Source organism: Pseudomonas sp. UBA3149, from assembly GCF_002364655.1.
Lineage (GTDB): Bacteria > Pseudomonadota > Gammaproteobacteria > Pseudomonadales > Pseudomonadaceae > Chryseomonas > Chryseomonas luteola.
The window spans coordinates 15,497-40,693 of record NZ_DEYV01000040.1; the positions used below are offsets into that span (position 1 = coordinate 15,497).

The 25,197-nt window shown below is 54.1% G+C and carries 20 protein-coding genes; 8 read left to right on the plus strand and 12 right to left on the minus strand.

The features are described 5' to 3' along the window. Positions 1-3: 3 nt before the first annotated feature. Positions 4-1,236, minus strand: coding sequence for a sensor histidine kinase (locus B3729_RS21870; RefSeq protein ID WP_286788993.1), 1,233 nt, complete (start codon positions 1,234-1,236; stop codon positions 4-6). Positions 1,237-1,611: 375 nt separating this feature from the next. Between B3729_RS21870 and B3729_RS21875 the strand changes: the two genes are divergently transcribed. The 3 genes from B3729_RS21875 to B3729_RS21885 all read left to right on the plus strand — a co-directional run bounded on the left by B3729_RS21875 (position 1,612) and on the right by B3729_RS21885 (position 5,405). Next, complete coding sequence (locus B3729_RS21875) at positions 1,612-2,307, plus strand: HAD family hydrolase (RefSeq protein WP_010796088.1); 696 nt, start codon at positions 1,612-1,614, stop codon at positions 2,305-2,307. A gap of 86 nt (positions 2,308-2,393) precedes the next feature. Next, entirely contained in the window at positions 2,394-3,773 is a 1,380-nt protein-coding gene (dbpA, locus tag B3729_RS21880) for an ATP-dependent RNA helicase DbpA (protein WP_286788994.1), read from the plus strand. A gap of 471 nt (positions 3,774-4,244) precedes the next feature. After that, positions 4,245-5,405, plus strand: coding sequence for an acyltransferase family protein (locus B3729_RS21885; RefSeq protein WP_219651691.1), 1,161 nt, complete (start codon positions 4,245-4,247; stop codon positions 5,403-5,405). A gap of 257 nt (positions 5,406-5,662) precedes the next feature. Here the strand turns inward: B3729_RS21885 and B3729_RS21890 are convergent, their stop codons facing one another. The 4 genes from B3729_RS21890 to B3729_RS21905 form a co-directional block, all read right to left on the minus strand. Then, positions 5,663-6,874, minus strand: coding sequence for an NAD(P)-dependent oxidoreductase (locus B3729_RS21890; protein WP_230382176.1), 1,212 nt, complete (start codon positions 6,872-6,874; stop codon positions 5,663-5,665). A 495-nt stretch (positions 6,875-7,369) separates the two neighbouring features. Next, the gene (locus B3729_RS21895) at positions 7,370-8,845 is read right to left on the minus strand and encodes a lipid II flippase MurJ (RefSeq protein WP_286788995.1); all 1,476 of its coding nucleotides are present in this window, start codon (positions 8,843-8,845) and stop codon (positions 7,370-7,372) included. Positions 8,846-9,139: 294 nt separating this feature from the next. Further along, complete coding sequence (locus tag B3729_RS21900; protein ID WP_286788996.1) at positions 9,140-10,159, minus strand: SDR family oxidoreductase; 1,020 nt, start codon at positions 10,157-10,159, stop codon at positions 9,140-9,142. 78 nt (positions 10,160-10,237) lie between these two features. Continuing rightward, positions 10,238-10,915 carry a phosphoribosyltransferase gene (locus tag B3729_RS21905; RefSeq protein ID WP_286788997.1) on the minus strand — a complete coding sequence of 226 codons (678 nt, stop codon included), beginning with the start codon at positions 10,913-10,915 and terminating at the stop codon, positions 10,238-10,240. 185 nt (positions 10,916-11,100) lie between these two features. Here B3729_RS21905 and B3729_RS21910 point away from each other — a divergent pair, with 185 nt between their 5' ends. Together B3729_RS21910 and B3729_RS21915 are read left to right on the plus strand one after the other, a co-directional pair. Continuing rightward, positions 11,101-11,583, plus strand: a complete 483-nt coding sequence (locus tag B3729_RS21910; protein WP_286788998.1) for a GreA/GreB family elongation factor — start codon at positions 11,101-11,103, stop codon at positions 11,581-11,583. Between the two features lie 103 nt (positions 11,584-11,686). Beyond that, a complete protein-coding gene (locus B3729_RS21915) occupies positions 11,687-11,947 on the plus strand; it encodes a YebG family protein (RefSeq protein WP_010796096.1) in 261 nt (86 codons plus the stop codon). On the opposite strand, the gene B3729_RS21920 is transcribed toward B3729_RS21915, so the two are convergent. Beyond that, positions 11,948-12,460, minus strand: coding sequence for a M48 family metallopeptidase (locus B3729_RS21920; protein WP_150348507.1), 513 nt, complete (start codon positions 12,458-12,460; stop codon positions 11,948-11,950). Positions 12,461-12,718: 258 nt separating this feature from the next. Here B3729_RS21920 and B3729_RS21925 point away from each other — a divergent pair, with 258 nt between their 5' ends. Then, positions 12,719-14,932 carry a M48 family metallopeptidase gene (locus tag B3729_RS21925; protein ID WP_286788999.1) on the plus strand — a complete coding sequence of 738 codons (2,214 nt, stop codon included), beginning with the start codon at positions 12,719-12,721 and terminating at the stop codon, positions 14,930-14,932. Positions 14,933-14,984: 52 nt separating this feature from the next. Here B3729_RS21925 and fba read toward each other — a convergent pair whose 3' ends face one another. The 6 genes from fba to B3729_RS21955 form a co-directional block, all read right to left on the minus strand. Beyond that, the gene (gene fba / locus B3729_RS21930) at positions 14,985-16,049 is read right to left on the minus strand and encodes a class II fructose-bisphosphate aldolase (protein WP_010796099.1); all 1,065 of its coding nucleotides are present in this window, start codon (positions 16,047-16,049) and stop codon (positions 14,985-14,987) included. Between the two features lie 149 nt (positions 16,050-16,198). Further along, positions 16,199-16,396, minus strand: coding sequence for a hypothetical protein (locus B3729_RS21935; RefSeq protein ID WP_286789000.1), 198 nt, complete (start codon positions 16,394-16,396; stop codon positions 16,199-16,201). 5 nt (positions 16,397-16,401) lie between these two features. After that, on the minus strand, positions 16,402-17,565 hold the full coding sequence (locus tag B3729_RS21940) for a phosphoglycerate kinase (RefSeq protein ID WP_010796101.1): 1,164 nt from the start codon (positions 17,563-17,565) through the stop codon (positions 16,402-16,404). A gap of 26 nt (positions 17,566-17,591) precedes the next feature. Next, a complete protein-coding gene (gene epd / locus B3729_RS21945; RefSeq protein ID WP_286789001.1) occupies positions 17,592-18,635 on the minus strand; it encodes an erythrose-4-phosphate dehydrogenase in 1,044 nt (347 codons plus the stop codon). A gap of 420 nt (positions 18,636-19,055) precedes the next feature. Continuing rightward, positions 19,056-21,053: a transketolase gene (tkt, locus tag B3729_RS21950; RefSeq protein ID WP_019367318.1), complete on the minus strand. Its 1,998-nt coding sequence runs from the start codon at positions 21,051-21,053 to the stop codon at positions 19,056-19,058. Positions 21,054-21,171: 118 nt separating this feature from the next. After that, a complete protein-coding gene (locus B3729_RS21955) occupies positions 21,172-22,074 on the minus strand; it encodes a LysR family transcriptional regulator (RefSeq protein WP_010796104.1) in 903 nt (300 codons plus the stop codon). A gap of 106 nt (positions 22,075-22,180) precedes the next feature. Between B3729_RS21955 and mdlC the strand changes: the two genes are divergently transcribed. Both mdlC and B3729_RS21965 read left to right on the plus strand, forming a co-directional pair. Next, a complete protein-coding gene (mdlC, locus tag B3729_RS21960) occupies positions 22,181-23,767 on the plus strand; it encodes a benzoylformate decarboxylase (protein ID WP_239383415.1) in 1,587 nt (528 codons plus the stop codon). 76 nt (positions 23,768-23,843) lie between these two features. Continuing rightward, the gene (locus B3729_RS21965; RefSeq protein ID WP_125888506.1) at positions 23,844-25,193 is read left to right on the plus strand and encodes an MFS transporter; all 1,350 of its coding nucleotides are present in this window, start codon (positions 23,844-23,846) and stop codon (positions 25,191-25,193) included. Positions 25,194-25,197: the final 4 nt, after the last annotated feature.

The following is a 25,197-nucleotide window of genomic DNA, read 5'->3' on the forward strand; positions in this document are numbered from 1 at the left end:
GCTTTACGCCAGCGGTAGATGAAAACAGAAATCGCTGCCTTCACCCAAAGTACTGCTGGCCTGGATCGTACCGCCATGCGCCTCGACAATGGTTTTCACGATTGCCAGCCCCAGGCCAACCCCCTGGTGTTCACGCTTTTTAACCTGCCAGTAGCGATCAAAAATAAATGGCAGATCGCTTTCGGCAATACCGGGCCCGTTGTCACTGACCGTAAAGCGCACCCCCTGCGCCTCACGAACGACCGATACCCAGACCGTCGAGCCGGGCTGACTGAACTTCACGGAATTGCTCACCAGATTGGAAAAGACGCGCAGCAGGCGTTCGTAATCCCCCTTGATGACTGGCAGCTCCTGCTCACAGGACGTCAGCAAGCGTATGCCGCTCCGCTCGGCCAACGGCTGCAGCATCGCAACGGCGTCTTCCAGGAGCTTGTGCGGATCGAGCAAGGCGAGCCGAAGCTCCAGCTGGCTTTGCTCCATCTGAGAGATTTCAAGCAGCTCATCGATCAGCTTGCCCATATGACCACTGGCTTTTTGTGCATGGCTGACCACTTCGCGCTGCCGCTCATTCAAGGTGATCCCGTCGAACAGGCTGAACGCCATGGTCAACACCGATAAAGGCGTTCGCAGATCGTGCGCCACGACCGCCAGCAGCTCTTCACGCGCCCGAACGGCAATACGGGCGCACCGGGCATGCTGACGCACCTCCTGAACCGCCAGACGCAGTTTGATTTCACGTGTCGCTGAGTAGGCCAGCTCGCTCAAAAGCTCCAAATCGCGGGGACACCAGAGTCGGGAACACTGATCGGCAACAGCAAAATAGCCAAGCAGCTCTTCATCACTGTCCTTGAGCGGCACGGCTAAAAAGGCACCTGTTCCAATGGGAAGCATCGTCAAAGATGCAGCCACAGGATGCTGTGCAGCAGCATCGATAATCAGCGGCACCCTTTCAGCCAGGATACATTCACCCAGCGCATAGGCCGATCGCTCCCAGTGACTGGCCAGAAAATCCGGCAGGCCATACTGACTTTTTAAAAAGGCACGTCGGTCATCCACCAGTGATATAAACGCGATGGGCACGCCCAACAGGCGAGCCGCCATGGCGGTCAGCCGGTCAAATCCCTCTTCCGGTGGCGTATCCAAAAGCTGCGTCCTGTGCAGCGCCGCCAACCGTGTTGCATCTCCAATCAATTCTGCCGGCTTGCAAGCCGATACGCACGGCGCATCATGGCTCATCCCAAGGCTCCACACCAAAAGGCCCTAACGCTCGCGGCTGCAAAACTTTTTCTGTGCAAGCCCTTCTAATGAGGCGGTTCCAGAGCCATTACGGCCTGTTTTTCACAGCCGAGAGTCCTGTCTCCGCGTGGAGACACAATCCATGAACAAGGCAGAAGCGATTACACTACGTCGAGGCAGTGCCTTTTGCCCATTACCCTAGCCTCACTTTTAATAATTTGTCTCCTGTCTCATGTACAACGTGGCAGGCAACCCAGCAGCGCAAGCCAATGATCAGCGGAGCGCTGTTTGCAAACGACCTGTCATCCAGACAGGCTCAGTGTCCCCTCCTCTTGTCTGCGGCCATACTGGTCAGCCGCACTAAGGACGTCTTTGATGAAACCACACGTGATCGAACTACTCATCAGCGACTGTGATGGCGTACTTGTCGACAGTGAAATCCTGTCGGAGCGCATAGTCATGGACGAGTTGAGCCGTCATGCCCCCAGGACGGAGCTCGAAAAACTGCTTGAGGGTACGTTCGGACTGACAACGCGCGATATTATCCAGCGGGTTGAAGAGCGCTTTGGCATTACCCTCCCTGAAGGCATTCACAAGGATATTCGTACTCGCGCCGAGCAGCTAATTGCAACGCAAGTCGAGCCCATACCCGGTGTCAAAGAGGCTCTCGAGCGCATTGACCTGCCACTGGCCGTTGCCTCAAACAGTCAACGCCACAGTGTAGTATCCTCCGTGGCGCGTGCAGGACTGACCGAGCGCGTTGCCGGTCATATCTTCAGCGCGGACATGGTGGAGCATCCCAAGCCGGCACCCGATGTCTATCTGCTGGCTGCCCGTACCATGGGTGTATCACCGGAAAACTGCCTGGTGATCGAGGACAGCGCCACGGGCGTTCGCGCAGCGCTGGCTGCCGGCATGCGTGTGATCGGTTTTACAGGTGCAAGCCACATTCCTCCCGAGCACGGTGAAACACTTAGACGCCTGGGCGTGACAGCGCTGATCAGCCATATGGATCAACTGCCGCAGCAGGTTGCCGCCCTGCGGGAAACGGCCACCAGCGGACACGCCTGACGGCTATCTCTTGCGACCAACCGCGATAGCCCCCATCGAGCGGCCTGTTACACTGCACGTTTTATTTTGCATGCTGCAGGCCCTCCGTGACCGCTACCTCCTTTACCACCCTTTCACTTTCCGATGCACTGCTCGGCAACCTGGAGTCGCTGGGTTATCAGCAGATGACCCCCATCCAGGCCCTGAGCTTGCCGGTTATCCTGAAAGGGGAAGACCTTATCGCCCAGGCCAAGACCGGCTCGGGTAAGACGGCCGCCTTTGGCCTGGGTCTGCTGAATGGCCTTAATACCCGATATTTCGGCTGTCAGGCACTGGTACTCTGCCCTACACGTGAGCTGGCAGATCAGGTCGCTCAGGAAATACGCAGGCTGGCGCGATCAGCCGACAACATCAAGGTGCTGACATTATGTGGCGGGGTCCCTTTCGGACCACAAATCGCTTCGCTCGAACACGGCGCTCATGTGATCGTTGGAACACCGGGCCGTATTCAGGAGCATCTGCGCAAAGGGACGCTTTCTCTTGAAGGCCTGAATGTCGCTGTACTCGATGAAGCGGACCGGATGCTGGATATGGGCTTTCATGATGCTATCGCCGACATCCTTGGCCAGACCCCGACACGACGCCAAACCCTGTTGTTTTCTGCGACCTACCCCTCAGGCATCGAACAGCTAGCGAGTAACTTTCTACGCAACCCCAAGACCATCAAGGTCGAAGCGTTACATGATGATACCCGTATCGAGCAACGTTTCTATGAAATAGACCCGCGCCAGCGACTTCAGGCGGTTCTTCAGCTACTTCAGCATTTTCGGCCTCAGTCTTGCGTTGCGTTCTGTCATACGCGCCAGCAATGCCAGGAGGTTGTCGACTACCTGAAGGCGAACAAGGTCTCCGCGCTGGCCTTGCACGGGGATATGGAGCAGCGCGACCGCGATCAGGTTCTTGTACAGTTTGCCAATCGCAGTTGCACGGTTCTGGTAGCAACTGACGTGGCTGCCCGTGGAATCGATATCGCCGGCCTTGAAGCTGTCATCAATGTGGAGCTGTCCCGTGATGCCGATATCCACATTCATCGAATCGGCCGAAGCGGCCGGGCTGGCGAAACCGGCATGGCCTTCTCCCTGGTAGCACCTGCAGAGGCCGGTCGCGCGCAAGCCATTGAGGACAAACAAAAGGCCCCGCTGAATTGGCAGTCCATCGATATGCTGACGCTGGAGAACCCTGCTCCTTTGGTACCTCCCACGGTCACGCTCTGCATTGCTGGCGGCCGTAAGGAAAAAGTCAGACCTGGCGACGTCCTGGGCGCTTTGACAGGTGAAGCAGGTATTCCCGGAGACAAGGTCGGAAAGATCACCGTTCATGACTATCAGGCCTATGTTGCCATCGAGCGTGACACAGCACGTCAGGCCCTGAAGCGGTTAAGCGAGGGCAAAATAAAGGGACGCTCTTTCAAAGTGCGCATGCTGTAACTCGACAGCAGCCGGCGGGTCACTGTCGGTTGCCTTACTCAACGGAAAGCATCATTTCCAGGCAAATCGAAAAACTCATAAAAAACAACCTTTCAATTGCGAAAAAATATTTCGCCTTTTTACCCTTCCGGCTGAACTTGCTAGGCCAAAGTGATCAAAGAGTCAGGCTAACGCTTAGGTGGCTAACCTAATAATTCTAGCGGTGTCGCATATCTGATTGATTGACGTTGTACCGCCTCGTGAAACGCAAGCAATGAGTTCTATTCATCACTTCGTAACGTTCGTTTTTGTTACCTTGAAATAACCTCTTCTAGATAGCTGTGACCACGCCGTCAAACAGGCTGCTTTCCGGTACGCCTGCGGGGTCGCCACTTCGCTCTAGGCCGCAGCTTACTTCAAGGAAAGTAAAGGCCATCCGGCTTTTACCGAAGTATGAATATCGACTATGACTGGTAAGGACGAGACAGTCTGATGAGAAGATTTACCGTACTCGATAGCTTTCGTGGCCTTTGTGCTTTGGCTGTTGTTCTTTTTCATACGTACGTTGTGAACAGCTTTGCGGAAATGAGCCTGTTTACCAACGCTTACCTTTTTGTCGAATTCTTTTTTGTGCTTAGCGGCTTTGTCCTCTACCACACCTATGGTCATAGACTTTCCAGTCTCACCGACTACAAGAACTTTTTCATCAATAGAACCCTGCGCCTCTATCCCCTGCATCTCACCATGCTTGGCGTCTATGTAGCGCTGGAATGCGGAAAGTACCTGGCTGAGCGTAAAGGCCTGCACTTCAATGACGGTGCCTTTTCCGGCGCAACGGCGCCTCACGAGTTTCTCCCTAATCTCCTGCTGGTTCAGGCCTGGCTCAATAACACCATTACAGGCTCATTCAATTACCCCTCCTGGAGCATTAGTATTGAGTACTACATGTACCTCCTCTTTGGGGCTATTCTGATTCTGGCTCGCAGAGGCCATCTCAAGATCTTTGCGCTAATTTCCCTGCTCTCGTTCGTTGTCCTGTGCCTGCCGGAGTCGCCTCTTAAAACGGGCATCTTCAGAGGCTGCTCCTGCTTTTTTGCCGGCGCCTGCACGTATGTCATCTTTACCAAGATCAAGGATTTTCAACTCAGCGCATTAAGCTTTACGGTGCTTGAAGTACTCAGCGTTGGCATTACCTATGCTGTTATCATCTCTCACCTTGAGTACAAGGGTATTATTGCAAGCGTATTGTTCTGCTGCCTGATTCTGGTCTTCTCGTTCGAAAAAGGTTCTGTCTCACGCATTCTGCAAGGTGAATACTTTGTAAAGTTGGGTAACCTGTCTTTTTCAATCTACATGACTCACGCAGCCATTCTTTATATATTCAAAAGTGCTGCTATCGTATTGTCCAAAGTAACAGGCAAAGAACTTACAACGATGCTGCCGTCGCATGACACTCCGGCAGATCTGATCAAGTACATCACGACTGGTGGCGCTGTAACGGATGATCTGGTTGTCTTGGCACAGCTTATTACCGTAGTACTGGTTTCCCGGTATACCTACCAGTACATAGAACTCAAAGGCGTAGCGATAGGCAAACGCTTGACCCGCAAGAAAGAAGCTACCGCGGAAGCTCTGCCTAACGGCTCAATCTGATCTCTTTCCATCCTTATAAAAACCGGCTCTATTACAGCCGGTTTTTTATTGCCTTTAAGCCAGCATATATCTTTAACCCGATAAACAGAATTTGAGAGCATCTTATAATTTACCAAGCCGCTGCTTCGGGCTTTAACAAACCAAAACCAGTAGTAATTTATTAAGCAGACATGTGTCCGCCTCTAACTACTGTAAAAGCGCAGACAATAAAAAACCCTGTAATGCTTGCCGCATTACAGGGTTTCCTCAGCGCTTAATTAAACGACTGGGATAGTTCCAAAACCTTCATCAAGCCCCTTGCCGAAAGGAAATGCTTTACGAGGTTCGTTGGTATTCAACAGGCCCGGCATTTGTGCCTGAATAACGGCTCGATGTTGTTCAATAACAATGTCCAATGCACGGCTAGGCACAAGTTCGATGTCATCAAACGTAATCACCTGGCCCGGCGCAACAGCACGTTTGAGGACGGAATGCTTCAGCAAGCCGATCGGTAGATGATCAGGGTTTTCCGCAATCTTGACGGCCTCACCGCGCACCTGGAAGCCACCAATACCACGTTCGATGATGTCACCTGCCTTCATCGGGTTCTTAACGACAGCAGCGACACTCAATGTGGGAGTCGTCGAGTTGTTCAGCAAAACGCCACCACCCGCGACCACACGACGAATCGTCTTGCCGACCTCCAACGAGCAGAGATGGTAAGGACGAACGAGCACATAGTAAGGACCAGCGCCCAACTTGAAGTATTCGATCGCAGGTGCCTGATCTTCATCATGGCGGCACACCACAAACACGCCGCCAGCCGGATAACCGCTCGGTACGACATAGTCGACGATAGGCTGACCTAGCTGCTCAGCCATCTGAGCCAGCACGTTGGCCGTCTCGTTCAGGTTGGTGGACTTGAGGCCTTCCAGACCCTGACGCGTAATAGTAGCGCCAAAGCCGTTGCCTACGACTACCTGTTCAATCTGCACCTTGGTGCCATCGGTAAACGAGGTTGTCTGATCGATACTGATACCCTGCCGCTTGGCCCAGTACGCCATGTCTTCCGGCTTAGGGTCCAGGTTCAGATAGCCCTTCATGTTGCCGTATACGAGGGGTTTGAAGCCCATCTGTATGGCATCTTCATGCAAGGCAGCCAACGAACCCGGCTGATCTCCTTCAGCCTCTGTCAGGAAGCCTTTTCCGGCCAGATAGGAGCCTGTGGTGACCTGCAGTTCAGCATTGATGGTCACCACCTGCAAACCTGCCTGAAAGGCGCGCTCGATGACCTCTGTACCGTGGTAGACATCACCACTGCATTCAACGATAAGGTCGGAATTGTCCAATACCTCATCCAGCGAATTGGTCAGGCACTCAGGAAGTGGAAAATCCGAAATGGTGTTCAGGCTACGGCGAGTAAAGACCTTGGAAATAACCAGGTCTTTATAATGCTTTGCAATCAACCTTACAAAGCAGCGGGAAATCATGCCTGTTCCGACAACGCCGACACGTTTTACTTGGAGGTTGGACATACGAACGAATCCTTTCAGAAGTGGTAGGTATGCAGCGAACAGAAGAGAAAGCGCTGCATATGTCGTAACTAGGAGTTTGAATTAGTTGGCAGCAAGGCCTTGGCGATTGCCTACAGACATAACGCGTTCACAATCGTGCTGTAGGACACAAAGCTAGTTTAAAAAGTTCCTAGTTACTTGTTTTATTTCAAAAAATTACTGTCAAAAAGAAAGCGCCAATTTATCTAATGGAATTAATCCTTATAATTCCAGTGGATTAATTAATGCTCTAGATCAAACTACTGCCCGCACAAGCTCGCAAAGCACTTTAAATTAAGTCTAAAGCGCTATAACCAGCCTAAATCAAATTCTTAATTTAAATAGCGAATAAATTTAAAATTGTGACGATTGCAAGACAGTGACTGATAAGGAATTCGCAGGTTAGCTGGTCCCTCAGCTAACCTGTCAGATTTAGGCTGTTTTTACAGCGGTCCAGTACGAGCGCTTGAATAGGTCACGCTCACCCAGAACGACCAGACAGACCAGCAGGCACAGCAGCAAGGCCACTATATAGACCACCAACTCTACAAACCCGTCAGGCTGAGGGCTTACATACAGCGTGGCAAACGTAACGGCCAGGGCAGCAGCCGTCCAACGGGCAAGCACTGCAACGCTTAATCCCTTGGGTGATGCTTGATAAAGGAAATAGGCCATGCATAGCGCTTGCACGAAAAAGCCAATCGACAGTGAATACGCAAGGCCATTGGCACCGTAGATCTTGTACAACACAGCATCCAGCAGCACCGTCAGAGCGGAACTGACCAAGGTTATGATGAGAAATGCACGCCCCCTTTGCTGAGCCAGCAAGGCACGTCCCCAGATCAGAGCGAGTCCCATCCAAGGCAGGCCAATAGCGTAAGCCACCACCAGGGAAGCCGTAGCCTGTGTCTGGGCCGCGCCAAATGCACCGCGCTCAAGCAAGACCTTGACTACAGGCTCAGGGAAAGCGATCAGTACCACCGAGGCAGGCACCAGGAACAGCAACGTTGCCAGTGAGGCCTTGCGGGATACAGCATTGAAACGATCGTGCTCGGAATCTGCCCAGCTTTTCGCCATGTCTGGAAACATGACAGCCAGAACCGACAGCGCATAAAGTGTAAGCGGGATGGTAACGATGCGATAAGAGAACGAGAGCATACTGATCGTCCCTTCAGCCAGGAAGGAAGCGAAGAAGCGCTCAGCTAGCATGCATCCTTGCTGTGCACCTGCGGCCACCAGCACGGGCGCAAACGTCAGCACAAATTCGAAGCCTCGACTTTCCAGCTTTCCTTTTACTGCTCGGCCAGTCAAATAACCAATTCGCTGATGCTGGATAAAAATCAGTATCACCTGCGGAATCAGCATGCCTGCAAACAGGTAGATTCCGCTGGGATAGAACGCATAAATGCCAATGATGGCACCTAGGTTCATCGATACCGTACGCGCCATCGGCAGGATGAAGATCCGGTCAAGACTCAGCAGTGCTCCCTGACAATACAGGATGGCCTGTACGAAAATCAGGAAGGCGCCTACGGAAAATACTAGCAGTCCCGCATTGACCTGATCAGCCGTCCAGCCAGGCGCCAGTGCCTTGAGTACCCAAGGGCTGCCCAGGGCTGCACACAATGAAACCAGAAGACCAAAAAGCATGACTCGCCAGTAGAGCCACCGACTGGACAGGATGAACTGATCCTCACTTTCTGATCGTATGCGTTGCAGGTAGGGAATCATGGCATCGCGTAACGCGAGACCGAAAAAATTCTCGAAGAACAGCGGCAGGATCATCGCAACGAAGATGAGATCCGTTTCCCAGCTAAGCCCGAACTCCTTGGCGATCAACAGATCACGCAGAAAGCCGAGAAGAAAACTCGCAACGGTGATGAGAAGGATAATTACGGTCTTCTTCATGTTTCTTTCCTAGAAAAATTACATCCATACCAAGCCCGATCGCTTGCAAGAAACACAAGGCATTTAGTCAAGACACAGCAGGCTTCGGACTCGATACCACAGCACGGGCTTACCGGCTCCCGTATAAGTCTCCCGGAGCAGATATCACACGTCCGGGATTTTGCTGCTGCACTGACAACGTAATCCTAAAAATATTTCGTAACATTCCTAAAATTTAGGCTTTTCCTGCTCATACCTGGCTGGCGCACACAAAATCTGTGCGCCAGTCTCCAATTAACGAGCAGTCGTTGGCGATCACTCAGCCTTGCAGGCCCTGATAAGCCGCCAACCACTATAAAGAGCCAATCCCACCGCGCCAGCCAAAGCCGCTGTCTTGGCAGGCTGCTGGCTGGCCTGGGCATACAGACTGTGGCGAAACATGGGACCGGGATTACGTCCCCTTGTAGAGCCACTAGTGACAGGTTCGTACAACGCATCTGACGGGAAAGCATCGGCTGTTTTACTCTGCTGAGCTGCGAACAGCGTCTTTATAGCTATCCAGTCAAATAACCGTGGCGTCAGTTGAGCCGCCCGAGTTATGAGCTTGCTGTTCCCGATGTACACATCCCGCTTGGGCCGTTCAGCGGCGCGCAGGATTGCCCGGGCGACGGTTTCCGGGACATAGGTCGGGGCTGGCAAGTGAGGCGTATGGGCCAGGTAATTCTTGGCCCTGTCGTTAATGGGCGTGTTTGTTGAGGAGGGCCTGATCAAGGTTACGGCTACAGGCACATTGTCGTGGCGAAGTTCTATGCGCAAAGCATCCGTGAAGGCTTTGACGGCATGTTTGCTGGCGGTGTAGATACCTTGCAGGGGAGCAACGGCTTCCGATAAGGCACTCCCCAGATTGATCAGGGTTCCACCTTCCCGCTGCCTAAAGTGCTCGACAGCCACTAGTGATCCATTGACCACGCCCCAGAAGTTCGTTTCAAACACTTTTTTGAGGTCGGCCTCACTTACCTCCCACAGTCGTCCCCATACCAGCGTGCCTGCATTGTTGACCCAGGTATCAAACCCATCAAACCGCTCGACTGCTCTTTTTGCCACTTGCTCCAGATCCGCTCGATTGCGTACATCGGCTGCAATATGAATAGCCTGTGCGCCCCACTGCTGACTGAGCTCATGCTGAAGGGAATGCAGAGCAGCTTCATCACGTGAGACCAGTACCAGCTTCGCGCCCTTTTGAGCAGCCATTCGGGCAGTTGCCAGACCAATACCGCTGGTGGCGCCGGTAATAACAATCGTTTGCTGATGTAACGGCTTGGGTACAGGCTTCATCAAAGGCTCCAATAGTCATCTATTCCTATCGGAGCCTTTCAAGCCCTTCAGGATTCCTTCAACCGGATATATGGATGATCAGACGCGGCTATCTGAACGACACCTTGCCAGCAGGGATAGGACGTCTTGGTCAGAAACCGGACAAAAATCCTGATAGTAGGTCTCGATGTGCTTGACGACATCGGGTGTCGCCAAGCAGACCACGTCATCGGCCAGTGTTCTCAGCCCCTCGGCGACGCCTGCAGGCCCAACGGGGGCCGCCCATACCAGACGTGCAGGCGCAGTCTCGGCCAATGCGACTAGCGCAACCCTGGCAGTGCTACCCGTTGCCACGCCGTCATCCACCACAATGACTGTACGACCGGTAATCACCATTGGATCGGTATAGCCACGGTACAGCCGCCTGCGCCGCTCGATACTGTCTATCTGTCGGTCCCGCTCCGCCTCGAACCATCCGGCTGGCGGGTTGAGATACTCCAACATTGCCTGGTTTGCTACCCACCGCCTGGCAGCCCCATCAGTAACAGCCCCCAACGCCATATCCTTGTTACCTGGCGCGCCGATCTTGCTCACCATCAGCACATCCAGAGGCGCCTCCAATTCTCTGGCGACCTGATACCCCACCGGGACACCTCCGCGAGGTACTGCCAGTATGATGGGGTTATGGTGGATATACGGACGCAGCCGCGCAGCCAGCACCTGCCCTGCCTGGCTGCGATTCTTGTAAAGTACTGCCGGGCTCCATGCTGGTTTCATTGCCTGCCCTATGCCGTTCGGTCAGCCACCGACTGATTGTTTACGGATCTCTACCTACCTATTTATAGACCCAAAACTGAAAAATGACTCACCGGTCATAAATAAAACTCAGTAAGTCATCCAGAGATTTAAAAGGCGATTATCAACGTCTCACACTCTGGTTTCTGTCACGTACCGGCACCTTTATGACGAAACAGCAGCTCTACCAGCACATTGTGAGTACATTGCAAAGTGACCTTCAGGCCGCCATAGCCGCCGCGCAAGCTGCACATGAAACGGCGACACATGAAGAGAACGTAGCGGAAAACAAATACGACACTCGCGGACTCGAAGCGGCATATCTAGCGGCTGGCTATTCAAAGCGCATACAAGAGATTCAGCAGTCCTTGCAGGCTTACCGTAATCTCGTCATACGTACCCACGAGGCGGAACATGGTGTTCAGCTGTCTTCCCTGGTCGTTGTCTGCGATACCGTAGGCAAGCAACAAACCTTTTTCCTAGGCCCGGCAGGAGCGGGTCTTAAAATCAGGACGGATACCGGAGACATCATGGTGATCACACCCAATGCACCGCTCGGGCAGGCGCTACTGGGAAAAACCGAAGGGGAAGAGATCAGTCTTTCACTCGGCAGCACAAAGCAAATATTTGAAGTTGTATCGGTCGAATAAACAGGCCTTTCCGGGTTTTTCTTTGCTCAGGTGCTGGTCAAAGCCAGTCTGGAAAGATATACTGTATATATAAACAGTAATTACGAAGGCGATGAGGTGATGAATGGCCGTCGAAGTCTTGTACCGCAGCAGCCGAGATCCGGAGCGCTTATTCATGGATAAAGCTGAAGCTGATCGCTATGACAAAATGCTGGAGCTTGCTGAGTCTCTGGCAGAAGTATTACAGAAAGCCGTACCCGATCTGACTGACAAACAGGCAGAAGATGTCGGTATCTACATGGCTCGTCATCGCGATCTATTCGCCAAGGCGTTCAAGAGTCAGCCCGATGTGCTAGCCGAGCTGAACGGAAAAGAATCTGCCTGATTACAATGTTGCCGAGGCAGCCTTTTCCTGGTCTCGCCAGAGCAGGAAAACACGTAGATCAAACTCGATCTGGTGATAACCCGGCAACATATGCTCGCATAGCTGATAAAAGGCCCTGTTGTGCTCGTGCTCTTTCAGATGCGCAAGCTCATGGACCACAATCATTTTCAGAAACTCGGGCGCTGCCTCTTTGAACAAAGAGGCAATCCTTATTTCCTTTTTCGCTTTGAGCTTGCCGCCATGTACGCGTGAAATGGCCGTATGCAACCCTAGCGCTTTCTGCATCACATCAAGCTTTGCATCATAAAGCACCTTGTCTATACCAGGCGCATTCTTGAGGTGCGTCTGCTTGATCTCCAGGGCGTAGGTATAAAGTGCCTTGTCGCTTTGTATGGAGTGAGACCCAGGATAGCGATTGGACAGGTATGCCTGTAGGCGGCCTTGTTCATAGAGCAGACGAACCTGCTCCTGCAGTGAAGCCGGGTAGCCTTGCAGGTATTTAAGAGAAGCCATGATTGGTCGTGTCACTCGCTATCGTGGTGGGGCCACTGACGCCTGAACAGTGAACCAGCCCACTATTGTAAAACACAGTCGACCTCCGCTCCTAAAAATGCGAGTCAGGCACAGCAAAGTGCCATCGAAACCGTGTAAAAGCGTGGGCAATCCTGTGGTTTATATCTGGCTGTTTCGCTGCAAATGCCGTGACGCTTGTCGTCTCTTTCATTCAGCGATCAGCATCGACCATACCCTCAGCGTTGCAATGGAATGCATATGTCTCATACCGACTTGGCTATAAGCGGAGAAGAGCTGACCCCGCGTGCTCCAAAGGATTTGGCTGCTGATCTCTTGCAGCAGATCGGCCTGGACGCTCAACCCGCTGAACCCGCCTCCTCTTCCTCTGCGGAAGCAACACACGCATCGAGTTCTGCCTCGCCTGCATTATCCGAGGTGCTACCGCGCTCACCCTTCAGCTTTTTGCACATGCTTCACCTCGTACTGGTTGTGACTGGGTGTGCAGCGATCGTGCTCTTCTACGTGGCGGTGGTCACCGTTATTGCCGCTCTCCTGTTCATAGTACTGCCTGCACTCGATGTACAAAGCCTGACCTCAGTTGAATTACCTGAATGGGGGCCTCTCGCAGTAAAGTCTTTCCTGGCCTGCCTGGGCGGATTCATCCTGTTCTTTACCGCAAAGCCTGTATTCACGGCTCGTCGTCGCGAGAAGCCAGCCGTCATTCTCGCACCAGGGCAGGAGCCAGCACTCTGGGAATTCGTGGTTCCTTTGTGCACAGCCATGCAAGTGCGTACCCCCATAGAAATTCACCTGAGCAATGAAGTAGATGCCAAGGTCCACCTGGCTTCCGGCTGGAAAGGTCTGATTAAAGGCGATGTCACCTTGACGCTGGGGCTACCGTTAGCGGCAGGCTTTTCCAGGCAACAGCTTGCCGGCGTCCTGGCGCATGAGTTTGGCCACTGCGCCCGGCGCTTCAATATGCGGTGCTACTACTTTATCAATTTCTGCAATGCCTGGCTGGACCAGCGGGCCCACTTCAAGGACGCACTGGGTGAGCGCCTCAAGCACCTTAGCGAAGCTGAGACCTCGCGAGTGACCAACCTGGGTGTTCTGGTCGCTCGCATCGGCATGCGTCTGCCACGCCAGCTTCTGCACTATTGCTTTTTGCTTAGTTACCGCCTCTCCAAGCCTGCCTGTAAACGGTTGGAGTTAGAGGCAGACCGTTATGCGGCACAGATTGCAGGCAGCGATACGTTTCGCGCCGCCACTCTGCATCATCATGCGTTGCGCTGGGCATTCAGGCAGGCAGATCGCCAGAACGTGAGTACCTGGAGCGAAGGCGCGCTGCTGGCAGACATGCCACAGGCTGCTGCCCTGGGCGCCACCCGGCTCGATATCGAGACGCAACGCCGCCTGGAGGCCAAGCTGCGCGACAGGCAACGCTATTGGCGTGTTCATCCTGCCGATGTCGAACGTATCGAGGCAGCAGAAGCCTTGGGTAGCACAGCGCTGATAACAGATGCGTCTCCTGCTACCGGGCTATTCGAATACTTCTCTCAGTACTGCCGACAAGTCACGACTGCGTACTATCAAAAACTTGGACTCGATGTGAGCCTGACTCAGTTTCGTGAAGCCAACGCGGCTACCTTCGATATGGACCAGAACAACGAAACTGCCTTTCTAAACAGGTGGACACTGGGTCAATGGGCTGACCTGCCCTGGCTTCCTCTGCATGCGCCTGCTGGTAAAGAAATGGCCACCATGGACTGGGCAGCCGTCATCTCGGCCTTGAAAAACCGCACAGAGGAAACAGGCCTCAACTGGCAGCATGCACAAAAAGAAGTGCAGCGGCGCTTTACGTTGGCTTATTGTGATGAGCTGAACGCTCATCAGATCACAAACCATATCCATGGCGTAAACACGTTTGATCCAGAGCGCTATCTGAACGAGTACAGGAATATCGATACCTGGCAAAGCCCGGCTCGTACCGTCATGAGTGACGTGGCAGCGCTGCTCCGCCAGCGTATCGACCTGACGCTCAAAAGCCATCATCCGGGGCATGCACAAGCCCGCGACCTGGCCCAGTTGCTGTTTTCCCTCACCGAGCTCTATCCCGATTATGAGCGACTGCGCGAGTCACAGTTATTGGTCAAGGAATACAACAGTCTTCATCGTCTACAAGGCAGCATGCAGACCCACCAGCTTAGCCACTATGCGCTTCTGGACTTCCGGACCCGGACACAACGCCTGGTAAAACAAGCCGAAGCCATCAAGCAATATATCTTGCCCGGCGAGAGTATTGGCGGTTACCTCAAGCAGCAACATCCCTACCTTGAAGCCGAAGCAGGTCCCCTCCTCGACTTCTACCAGAAAAGTGATGCCTTGCTTGAAGCGTTTACCTATTGCTATCGATACACCTTCAACCTGCTTGCCAAGTGGTGTCTTGAGGCTGAAGCCGCCAAGGGACTCTAAATTGCAGCCAATAAAAAGCCCGCATCGAGGCGGGCTTTTTATTAAAGCGTGATCAGTTGACCTTGGGGTCCAACTCACCCTTTGCATAACGCTCGAACATTCTGTCCAGCGAGATCGGCTTGATCTTGGAGGCCTGGCCTGCAGTACCGAACGCTTCGTAGCGAGCGATACAAACATCACGCATGGCCGATACCGTCTTGGCCAGATACTTACGTGGATCGAACTCGCTGCGATTCTTCGCCATGAATTCGCGAATCGCACCGGTAGAGGCCAGACGCAGGTCGGTATCGATATTCACCTTACGAACACCGTACTTGATGCCCTCAACGATCTCTTCGACCGGTACACCGTAGGTTTCCTTGATGTCACCGCCATACTCGTTGATGATGGCCAACCACTCCTGAGGGACGGAGCTGGAGCCGTGCATGACCAGATGAGTATCTGGAATGCGTGCATGGATCTCCTTGATACGCTGGATGGAGAGCGTATCCCCAGTTGGCGGCTTGGTGAACTTGTATGCACCGTGGCTGGTACCGATGGCAATTGCCAGGGCATCAACCTTGGTAGCCTGCACGAACTGGGCAGCCTCTTCCGGATCAGTCAGAAGCTGGCTGTGGTCCAGTGTACCTTCAGCGCCTACACCGTCTTCCTCACCTGCCATGCCGGTTTCCAGGGAGCCCAGGCAGCCCAGCTCACCTTCTACCGAAACACCACAGGCGTGGGCAAAGGCAACGGTCTGCTGAGTAACGCGCACGTTGTATTCGTAGTCAGAAGGTGTCTTGCCGTCTTCTCTTAGAGAGCCGTCCATCATGACCGAGCTGAAACCCAGCTGAATGGAACGCTGGCAAACGTCCGGGCTAGTGCCGTGGTCCTGGTGCATGACCACGGGAATGTGTGGAAACTCTTCAACGGCAGCCAGAATCAGGTGACGCAGAAATGGCGCACCTGCGTACTTACGAGCACCTGCAGAAGCCTGCACAATGACCGGAGAATCGGTCTTGTCGGCTGCTTCCATGATGGCCCGCATCTGCTCGAGGTTGTTAACGTTGAAAGCTGGTACGCCGTAGCCAAACTCGGCTGCGTGGTCCAGCAGCTGACGCATGCTGATGAGTGCCATGGTGATCCTATCTCCCGGTATGGACCTATTATGTTTTCAGCCTGCACCACTGGCAGACTGTTTTTCAAGCAAGAGCAGCGCACTGCTCTTGCTGTATCATTTAACTCGTCAATTTCGAGTGATCACTCGGTCCGCAGACTACGTCCCGCTTAACGGCAACCATCCGCACTTGTTGTCTGATCGGATGCACCGGTTGTCGTGGCTACCCGCTCATCATTCTGGCCGGTGGGTGTTGCAACGGAGACCGGTGGCGGCGAGAAAGCACGACAGGCCTTGTCGGATGTTGCTCCGGCACAGCCAGCCAGCATGAGGCAACTAAGTACGAAAAAAGCAGCGAGACGTATCATAGCGGTTATCCTTTAGCGCGTTGTTCCAGGACTTCGACCGCCGGAAGAACCTTTCCTTCCACGAACTCAAGGAATGCACCACCGCCAGTGGAGATATAGGAGATCTTTTCACCTATACCGTACTTGTCGATAGCCGCCAGGGTGTCGCCACCGCCAGCAATCGAAAATGCCTCGCTGTCAGCAATGGCTTGAGCCAGCACTTTGGTGCCATTACCGAACTGGTCGAACTCAAAAACGCCGACCGGGCCATTCCACAGAATAGTCTTGGCCGATGTGAGCAGCTGGGCAAATTGCTTGGCCGTTTCTGGGCCGATGTCCAGAATCATGTCGTCATCCGCAACATCGCTGATGGATTTAACCGTTGCTTCGGCAGACTCAGCAAATTCCTTGGCGACGACCACGTCGACCGGCAGAGGCACGCTGACCTTGGCAGCAATGGCCTTGGCCGTATCGACCAGCTCGGCTTCGTACAGAGATTTACCTACCTTGTGACCAGCAGCAGCCAGGAAGGTATTGGCAATACCGCCGCCTACAATCAATTGATCACAAACACTGGACAAGGAATTCAGAACGTCCAGCTTGGTAGAGACTTTAGAGCCCGCCACGATGGCAGCCATTGGACGCGCGGGCGCCTTGAGGGCTTTGCCCAGCGCATCCAGTTCGGCAGCCAGCAGCGGACCAGCTGCGGCCACTTTCGCAAACTTGGCGACACCGTGGGTAGAGCCCTCAGCACGGTGAGCGGTACCAAAGGCATCCATGACGAACACATCGCATAGCGCGGCATACTGCTGAGCCAGCTCATCAGCGTTCTTTTTCTCGCCCTTGTTGAAGCGCACATTTTCCAGCAGAACGATATTACCCGGCTGTACATCAACACCGCCCAGGTAATCCGTCACCAGCGGAACCTCACGATTCAAAGCCTTGGACAGGTATTCCGCTACAGGCTTCAAGCTGTTCTCGGCGCTCGCCTCACCTTCGGTCGGTCGCCCCAGGTGCGAGCAGACAATAACAGCAGCGCCTTTCTCCAATGCCAGCTTCAGCGTCGGAAGCGCGGCGACCAGACGAGCATCGCTCTTGATCTGTCCATCCTTTACGGGAACGTTCAGGTCCTCGCGAATCAGGACACGTTTACCGTTCAGATCGAGGTCGCTCATTTTCAACACGGACATGTATGCAATCCCTTCGTTGTGCTTGTTCAGATCGGCTTGGCGACGCGCAAGAAATGACTTGCCACGTCGATCATGCGGTTGGCAAAGCCCCATTCATTGTCGAACCAGGCCAGCAGATTGACGAGCCTTGGCCCCGATACACGGGTTTGACTGCCATCAACGATGGCGGAATGAGGATCATGATTGAAGTCGCAGGAAGCGTGCGGCAACTCGGTGTAGTTCACCAGATGCTGCAAAGGGCCGCCCATCGCAGCCTCGCGGAGCAGACCATTAACTTCCGAGACAGTGGTATCACGCGAAACATGACAAGTGATATCCAGCGCCGACACATTTACGGTCGGAACACGAAGGGCCTTGGCCTGAACGCGCCCCGCCAGCTCCGGCAACAGGCGCTCGATTCCGCGATCCAGCCCTGTAGAGACCGGAATGATCGATTGGAAGGCCGAGCGGGTACGGCGCAGATCATCAGCGTGATAGGCGTCGATCACGGGTTGGTCATTCATGGCTGAATGAATCGTGGTTATCGAGACGTATTCAAGACCCACGACTTCGTTCAAAAGTTTCAACAGCGGCACGCTGCAATTGGTAGTGCAGGAGGCATTCGAGACAAGCCTCTCAGTACCGCGCAAGCTGCCCTGATTGACGCCATACACAATGGTGGCGTCTACGTCGCTTTCGCTGGCCATCGGCTGGGAAAACAAGACGCGGGGCGCACCGGCTGCAAGAAAACGCTCACCGTCTGCACGGGTGCTGAAGGCGCCAGAGCATTCGAGAACCAGATCGACGCCCAGACGCCTCCAGTCAATGTCGTCAGGATTGGCGCAGCGCTGCACATGCATGCTGCAGCCATTGATACGCAAGCGATCCCCTTCTATGGCAACTTCGCCGGGAAAGCGTCCGTGAGTCGAGTCGAAGCGTGTCAGGTACTCCAGACTTGGCAGGTCAGCCAAGTCGTTCAACGCCACGAGTTCGAAATCAACCGAGGCGCTGCGCTCATGTAGCGCACGGACCAGGCACCGACCGACACGGCCGTAGCCATTGAGCGCAACACGATAAAGAGAATCAGCCATGAAAGTGGGTTTCGGTGTCCGGAATTGAATAAGCAATGGCTAGTGATGTTACAAGTGTAGCCTGAGCAATGACACACTACACAAGCCCTAAGTGTAGGCTTTCAGACAATCTAGGCGAGCGAATCCAGAAAAGATTAGCGTAGCCAGAAGCGAATTTGCTGAAGATGCCGCTTCATTTGCAAAATAAAACACGCTTTTTCGTAGTCGATAGACGGATTGGCTACAAAATACTGGAACAACGCGGTGTCGTTGATTCTAAAGTACCTCTGAGATCGTAAATATGGCAAAAGAATCTTCCTCAACGCTCTTAATGGATGACTGGGCTGGTATTACAAAAATAACGGCGTTTATCTGGTAAACACCAAATAATAAAAAACGCCACGGTTCTCACCGTGGCGTTTTCATTACCTCACTGGAGGATCAGTCCTCAAGCAGCTCGTTTGCAACTGCCAGCACGTTATCCAGCGTGAAGCCGAAGTGCTCCATCAGTGCCGGCGCCGGAGCCGACTCACCATACGTTGTCATGCCGATCACACGACCATCCAGGCCAACGTACTTGTACCAGTAGTCCGCAATACCCGCTTCAATGGCAATACGGGCACCGACCTCAACCGGCAATACTGATTGACGATACTCGGCGCTCTGACGCTCGAATGCGCTGGTGCAAGGCATGGATACCACGCGGACCTTGCGCCCTTCCGCGGTGAGCTTGTCGTACGCTTGAACAGCCAGCGACACTTCCGAGCCGGTAGCGATAAAGATCAGCTCTGGCTCACCTTCACAGCTCTTCAGCACGTAGCCACCGTGGGCAATGGCCGCTTCGGTTTCGTTGTCACGCAGGTGATGAGGCAGATTCTGTCGAGAGAAGATCAGCGCTGACGGGCCATCCTTACGCTCCAGGGCCGTCTTCCAGGATACCGCAGCCTCGACCGCATCGGCAGGACGCCAAGTGTCCAGGTTGGGCGTATAACGCAGAGATGCAATCTGCTCGACCGGCTGGTGCGTCGGGCCATCCTCGCCCAGACCGATGGAGTCATGGGTGAAGACATAGATGATGCGCTGCTTCATCAGTGCCGACATACGCACGGCATTACGAGCGTATTCCATGAACATCAGGAAGGTGCCGCCGTAAGGAATCAGGCCACCATGCAAGGCCACGCCGTTCATGATGGCGCTCATGCCGAACTCGCGTACGCCGTAATACATGTAGTTGCCGGAGGCGTCTTCCTCGACAACCGGCTTGCAGCCCTTCCACATCGTCAGGTTGGAGCCGGCCAGGTCGGCCGAGCCGCCCAACAACTCAGGCAGTAGCGGGCCAAAGAAGTGCAGACAGTTCTGGCTGGCTTTGCGGCTGGCGATGGTTTCGCCCTTAGCAGCCACCTCACGGATAAACGCCGACGCCTTTTCATCAAAGTCAGCCGGCAGCTCACCAGCCATACGGCGGGTAAACTCGGCGGCCAGCTCAGGATAAGCCTCAGCGTAAGCGTTGAATCGCTTGTTCCACTCGCTTTCCGCTTTAGAGCCTGCGTCCTTGGCGTCCCATTCGGCGTAGATATCCTGCGGGATTTCGAAGGCAGCGTGTTTCCAGCCCAGCGCTTCACGGGTGGCCGCTACTTCGGCGTCACCCAAGGCTGCGCCATGGGATTCTTCCTTGCCCTGCTTGTTGGGCGAACCAAAACCAATGATGGTCTTGCAGCAGATCAGGGTCGGCTGGTCGCTCTTGCGAGCCGTCTCCAGTGCCGTCTTGATTTCTTCCGGGTCGTGACCGTCGACGTTACGGATCACTTGCCAGCCATAGGCTTCGAAGCGCTTGGGCGTATCGTCGGTAAACCAGCCGTGGACTTCGCCATCAATGGATATGCCGTTGTCATCATAGAAGGCGATCAGCTTGGACAGGCGCAGCGTGCCAGCCAGTGAACAGACTTCGTGAGAAATGCCTTCCATCATGCAGCCATCACCCATGAAAACATAGGTGTAATGGTCAACAATGTTATGGCCTTCGCGGTTGAATTGCGCCGCCATGATTTTTTCAGCCAGGGCGAAACCCACGGCGTTGGCGATGCCCTGCCCCAGCGGGCCGGTCGTGGTCTCGACACCGGCGGTATAGCCATACTCGGGATGGCCAGGCGTGCGGCTGTGAAGCTGACGGAAGTTTTTCAGATCGTCGATGGAGAGGTCGTAACCGGTCAGGTGCAGCAGGGAATAGATCAGCATGGAGCCGTGACCATTGGACAGCACGAAGCGGTCGCGGTCGGCCCACTTTGGGTTCACCGGGTTGTGCTTGAGGTAATCGCGCCAGAGCACTTCGGCAATATCGGCCATCCCCATAGGGGCGCCAGGGTGGCCGCTGTTGGCTTTTTGTACGGCATCCATGCTGAGCGCGCGGATGGCGTTGGCACGGTCACGACGACTGGGCATCGCTGATCTCCTGAAAGGGGGTCAAACGTTTAAAGGAAGTTTTATTGTGCCTAGCCGGGCACGCAGGAGCAATCCGAACGGTCATATCCAGCTTGGCTTCAGCCACGTTAATGGTTCGTCATGGCCTCGATTGCGTGATGGCCTCCGCCACCAGCTCCAGAAACCAGCGCAATGCAACAGAGGTGTCACTGCGCTCATGCCAGTGCAGCGTGACCTTAAAACTAGGCACGTCGAAAGGCAGGTTACATATGCGCAACGGGTGCTCTGCTGCAAACAACGTGGCGATCTGTGAGGGAAGGATGACGAGCAGGTCCGTTTGAGGAATGATTTTTGGAAGTACGGAAAAATGAGGAATGCGCAATGCAATACGCCGCGAGATACCCAATCTCTCTATTACATCCTCTGCCATCCCATGACCAGAGGCTCGAGTTACCAGCACATGACTTTCTCTCTGGAATTGCTCAAGAGTCAATTCGCGCTTTATCCGTGAGTGTTTACGACTGAGCAAACAGACATAACGCTCATCGATCAGAGCCTGCCGAACGATACCTGTACTCGAGAGAGGCCGGCTGCAAATGGCTGCATCAACCTTGCCTATGCTCAACCACTCATTTACCTGATCAATTTCCAAGGGCACGACTTCAAGCTCCGCCTGAGGTGCCAGCCTGTTGAGTCGATGCAGGATCAAAGGCAGCAAGGCCATTTCACCCAAATCTGATAACGCGATACGGAAACACCGCGCCGTCTTATGCGGATCGAACTCTCGAATCCCTTCAACCGTTCCCTCGATACGGCTCAAGGCGTCTTTGAACGTGGCATAAAGCGTTCGGGCGACAGAGGTTGGCTGCATCCCATCACGGTTACGAACAAATAACGGATCGTCAAACAATTCCCGTAGCCGCGCAAGGGCATAACTGACAGAGGGCTGTGTTACGAACAGCCGCTCAGCAGCGACCGTTACACTGCCGGAATCGTAAAGCGTTACAAACGTCCTGATCAGATTAAGATCAATCTGGCCCATATCTTTATAAACCAGCTTTATTTTTAGAAGAAAAACTATCGATTTGATCAATTTATTGTGAAGCGACAGAGTGCCAGCGACAAGAACATCTATAACAGGCTCGCTGATGAAAACCGTTCACTCCGCTTCATACGATATTTTGCGCCGCTACGGCTTGACTACCATTTTTGGCAATCCCGGCTCCAATGAACTGCCTTTTCTCAAAGATTTTCCCAAAGACTTTCGCTACATCCTGGGATTACATGAGGGAGCGGTAGTTGGTATGGCGGATGGCTTTGCACTAGCCAGCGGTAAGCCAGCGTTCGTCAATTTGCATGCTGCTGCCGGTACCGGCAATGGCATGGGTGCTCTCACCAACGCCTGGTATTCGCATAGTCCACTTGTCTTAACGGCAGGACAGCAGGTTCGCTCGATGATTGGTGTTGAAGCAATGCTCGCCAATGTTGATGCGCCTCAGCTACCCAAGCCCTTGGTAAAGTGGAGCTATGAGCCAGCAACGGCTGAAGATGTACCTCGTGCGCTGAGTCAGGCCATTCATACCGCCAGCTTGCCGCCCAGAGCGCCGGTATATCTGTCTATTCCTTACGATGACTGGGCGAAAGAAGCGCCACCAGGTGTAGAACATTTGACTGCACGGGAGGTTGCTCACGCAGGTCTCCCCTCTTCTGCTCAACTGCGCGAGCTGACCGAACGCCTTTGCGCTGCGCGTAATCCCGTATTGGTACTGGGCCCTGATGTAGACGGTTATCAGGCCAATGAATCTGCCGTTGCCCTCGCTGAAAAGCTACGCATGACGACTTGGATAGCGCCCTCTGCATCGCGCTGTCCTTTTCCAACACGTCACCCTTGCTTTCGAGGCGTATTGCCTGCAGCCATTGCCGAGATCAGTCGATTGCTGGCTACACATGATCTGATCTTGGTCGTTGGTGCCCCCGTGTTTCGCTATCATCAGTATGCACCGGGCGATTACCTTCCTGCCGGCACGCAGCTTTTTCATATCACCTGCGATCCACAAGAAGCCGCCCGTGCGCCCATGGGAAATGCACTGGTCGGGGACATTGCCCTAACCCTGAAGGCTTTGACCGATGAGGTTTCCCCGAGCAGTCGCCCAATGCCCGAGCCACTGCAGCATCCGGAGCACTATACGGATGAGCCTCACCTGCTCCGCCCGGAAACCGTTTTCGATGTGATCAACGAGTGCGCGCCGAAAGACGCCATTTACGTGAAAGAGTCCACTTCCACGGTATCTGCCTTCTGGCAGCGCATCGAGATGAAACAGCCTGGAAGCTACTTTTTCCCCGCAGCCGGAGGGTTGGGTTTTGGCTTACCGGCAGCAGTGGGCGTTCAATTGGCGCAACCACAGCGCAGGGTTATTGGAATCATAGGTGACGGCTCAGCCAATTACGGAATTACCGCGCTGTGGACGGCGGCCCAGTATCGCATCCCTGTCATTTTCATCATTCTCAAGAACGGCACCTATGGAGCGCTTCGCTGGTTTGCCGGCGTGCTTAAGGTTGACGATGCTCCCGGCCTGGATGTGCCCGGCCTTGATTTCTGTGCCATTGCTCAGGGCTATGGTGTGAAAGCCATACATACCGACAACCGAGAGACCTTCCGGCGCGCATTAACGGAAGCACTGGCTGGCAACGAACCTGTACTGATCGAGGTACCTACCGTGACTATCGAGCCGTAACCGCGGGTATAGCTATCCGATCGGACACCTATACCCCTGCGCTGCGACACCCACAACAAAAACAAAAGAGGTGGATATGCAACAGACATCAGTTGCCGAAGTCATTGGTAAAGCACGCTTGAACCGCACACACTTTACGATTTTGTGCTGGGGCTGTTTCATCATGTTGTTTGATGGCTATGACATGGTGATTTATGGATCGGTAGTCCCGCGATTGATGCAGGAGTGGTCCTTAACGCCTGTACAAGCCGGTACGCTGGGCAGCTGCGCCCTGTTCGGCATGATGTTTGGTGGAATGCTGCTTGCCCCACTGGCCGATAGGCTGGGTCGGCGAAAGCTGATCATTTCCTGCACATTGTTGGCCAGTGCTGCAGCCTTCACGACAGGCCATGCCACGACACCGTGGATGCTAGGCACCTGCCGTTTTGTCACTGGGCTTGCCTTGGGCGCGCTAGTACCTAGCTCGATCAACCTGATCAGTGAGTTTGCGCCTGCCTCACGGCGCAGTACGGCTGTTACCGTCATGTCAAGCTTTTATTCCGTGGGCGCAGTACTGTCAGCCTTGCTTGCTATCGTCCTTATTCCCCGCTGGGGCTGGCAATCGGTGTTTTACGTGGCGGTCCTTCCTGTTCTGGCCATTCCATTGATGCTGCGTTATCTGCCGGAGTCCGTAGCGTTCCTGGCGCTTAAAAATCGTCGTGATGAACTGGACGGGCTACTGCGAAAACTCGATCCAACTTACCAGCCCGGGATGCCACTGAATCTGAATACTCCAACCGCAGCCCAGCAGCGTGCTCGGTTACCGCAATTATTCGAGGGGCGTCAGGCGCTATGCACGCTGCTGTTATGGGTAGGCTTCGCAATGTGCATGCTGATGAGCTATGGACTTAATACTTGGCTGCCCAAGCTGATGGTGGCTGCAGGGTACCCGCTGGGGTCAAGCCTATCTTTTCTGGTAACCCTGAATATAGGGGCCACGCTTGGTGCACTATTTGGCGGCTGGCTGGCCGACCGTTGGGGTGCACGTGGCACACTCTGCCTATTTTTTGCCCTGGCTGCGGTCTCTTTGGCTTTACTTGGTTTGAAACCCGGCCCCATCTTACTCAATGCGCTTCTTCTTGTTGCAGGCGCAACCACTATTGGTGGTCTAGCGGTCATTCACGCCTTCGCTGCTTTACTGTACCCCACCCATATTCGCTCGACGGGCGTCGGCTGGGCGGCGGGAATTGGTCGTCTGGGAGCCATTGCCGGCCCGCTGTTAGGGGGCAGCCTGTTCGCCTTGAACCTACCATTCCAGCAGAATTTTCTGGCATTTGCATTGCCAGGACTAATAGGGGCTATAGCTATTGGCTGCATTCACGGTCAGTCCCACAACCCTTACTCTGCAAACAAGCAGGCTCGCCCTACCGTAAAAAAACTCGTTTGAACGA